1 protein-coding gene and 1 pseudogene are annotated in these 2,625 nt (G+C 62.6%); both read right to left on the bottom strand.

Annotated features, from left to right (window positions below; genetic code table 11):
• Positions 1-47 precede the first annotated feature (47 nt).
• Positions 48-851: pseudogene (locus tag FM105_RS11740) on the bottom strand (IS481 family transposase); the annotation flags it as partial.
• A 63-nt stretch (positions 852-914) separates the two neighbouring features.
• The gene (locus FM105_RS11735) at positions 915-1,679 is read right to left on the bottom strand and encodes a MerR family transcriptional regulator (protein WP_069600088.1); all 765 of its coding nucleotides are present in this window, start codon (positions 1,677-1,679) and stop codon (positions 915-917) included.
• Between the last annotated feature and the right edge of the window lie 946 nt (positions 1,680-2,625).

Below are 2,625 nucleotides of genomic sequence, written 5' to 3'. Positions count from 1 at the left end.
ACTGCTAGACACCGGCGGCTTCAGACCACTTCTACACTCTCTTTTACGATGAGCCCGTTTGTCTGTGGGCGGTACGGGCGGGTGCGCTTCGGGATGATCGACAGGACCTCGCACGTGTCGCGCCAAAGGTACGAGCGGTACGCACCGCCGTTGTCTGACAACACTCGCTCAATCGTGACGCCACGGTCGGTGAACCAGCTGGCGGCCCGACGTAGGACACCGACGGCAGTGACGGCTGTTTCGTCGTCGTGAACCTCGGTGTAGGCGACGCGGGAGTGGTCGTCGATGACGGTGTGTACGAATGCGTATCCGAGCTTTGGGTTGCCGTAGGCGTTGCGTGACTTGTCCTGTGTCGCGGCGCGGTTCTTCTCGCCTTGGCGGCGGCCGACGTAACGCCAGCCGCCACCGTCGGGGATGTTGCCGAGCTTCTTCACGTCCACATGCACCATCGATCCCGGATGGTCATGCTCATACCGGCGGATGGGCTCACCGGTTTCGCGGTCGACATAGGCGAGTCGGTTCAATCGGGCCGATCGCAGGATTCGATGGACCGTCGACGGCGCGATGTTGAGTCTCGCAGCGAGCTGGACCGGCCCTTCCCGCAGACGCATCCGCAGGCTGACGCACCTCTTCGTCACAGTCTTGGGTGTCTTGCCCGGAGATCTCCGCGGCCGCGAGGAGCGGTCCTGCATCGGTTCGCCGGCGAGGTAGCGGTCGACCCAGCGCTTGACCGTCGGCCAGGACACTTGGAAGCGGGCCGCTACTTCACTGATCCGCCACCCCTGGTCGACGACCAGGTGGGCAACTTTCAGCCTGTGGCGCGGGGTAAGGGCCGCATTTGCATGGCTCATTGAGGCTCACATCCAGGCGACGGCTCGACAACGCCGCTGGCCCCGTTTGCCGTGGCCGACAAATCAGTGCCGCTCGCGAACAGGGGCCTGCAGGGTGACGTGCCCCGTCGCGCTGTTGACCTGCCGATAGACTCCAAAGCTGGTCAGGTGTCGCTTCTCCAGCTCGGTCTCGATGAGGATCCAGGCATCCGCGATGCTCTCTGGGGGCACATCGAACGTGACCGTTACGCCTTCCGGGACCTCCGGTACGACGATCCTGCTGACCGCCTCAGATTCAGATTGCGTCATAGTCCCGGCCGAGACGGTGATCTGGTCGTCGCGCGTGCCGTCGTACAGAAGCACGATCTCTTCATCGGATTGCGGGAGACGCCGGTACAACTCGCTCACGGCGTGACCGATCTCGGTCTCATCAAGGACGGCGGTGCTCAGCCCCCAGAAATTGAGGCTGGGCAGTGCGGTGAGGGACAGATTCATGATGATCTCCATGGACTTGTTCTGGATGATGTCCAGCCGGTGCTGAACGTGGACCAGACGTGTTGAAGCCTCGGTGATCTCCCGCTGCAAGGCATCTACCTGGTGAATCAGAAGCGATTCCAGCGTGGACTGCCCGATCTGCGGATCGAGCAGCTGCCCTATCTCGGCCAAACCGAACCCGAGCGCGCGCAGCTCCGTGATGGCTCGCACGCGCCCTAGCTGGCTGTCTTGGTAGCGCCGATAGCCGGTCACGGGGTCGGTTACAGCTGGGGTCAGCAACCCCTCGTCTTCCCAGTGCCGCAGCATGCGCCGCGAGACACCGGTGCTATGCGCGATCTCTCCGATGCTCAACATGTCGACTCCCACCAGACCGCATCACACAGTGTCAAGGTCAAGGCTCCCAGAGAAAGTCACTCTACTAACGTCTCCGGTCAGTACACCTAGACGCGATATCGAGTGGCCTTCAGACCTTCACATACTCGTCCCCGTCGTGCGGGGTTTCGAGGACGGGCACGGTGCCTGCGATATGGCCGTCGTCGGTGACGACGAACGGTGCGAAGACGGAATTCAACGAACCCGGATACGACCAAGAGATGGGGCTGGTGGGCCGAAAGGTCTATGTCACCCGCTCAGCAGCGCACCCGACGGTCGTGTTGTTCTGCGCAACAGGTTGTCCCGGGATACGCGTCCACTGAGTTCTGGAGCTGTGGAAGTGAAACCGAGCTCGGTCTTCAGAGTAGGGGCCTCACTCGTCCTCCGCGACATGACAATGTGGGACCGTGTACCAGAGCAGATGGCCGAGGTGCGCCGGCGCTGTACTCGAAAGAGCGACGCTCTGTGGCCCGCATGTTGTCGTCGGTCTCCGTGGTGGCCGGACGACTTGGTGGCGGTCGACGATCCCGGTCTGCGGCTCAGGGTGGAGCCTGTCTGGTCATCGAGTCCGCATGAGAAGACATGACGGGCAGGGTGGCGGAATTGACGGTGCCGGCAATGTCGTGGTGACCTCTGTCCCAGCGATCGCCGCACATCGTCGTTCCACAGACGGGGTGGGGGAGGTCTACGCCTCGGCACAGTGGGATCGCCCAAACCTGCAGCGTTGCCCGATTCAGGTAGGCACGTCGCGCGAGCAATCGCGAGCCGCAACGCCGGGCAACTGGCGCGTTCGGCGACTACACGCCGATCGAACGGTCCTCCAGACGCATGCGACGTGAAACACACTGCGACGATTTGCGCTTGTGCGCTGAGGTGGCATAGATTTACATCTGTTGCTCGACGGGAACACCGAAGAGAACAGGATGGC

It is taken from the genome of Brevibacterium yomogidense, from assembly GCF_900163715.1.
Lineage (GTDB): Bacteria > Actinomycetota > Actinomycetes > Actinomycetales > Brevibacteriaceae > Brevibacterium > Brevibacterium yomogidense_A.
The sequence above is the reverse complement of the archived record's forward strand: the minus strand, read 5'-3'. Positions and strand labels throughout refer to the sequence as shown.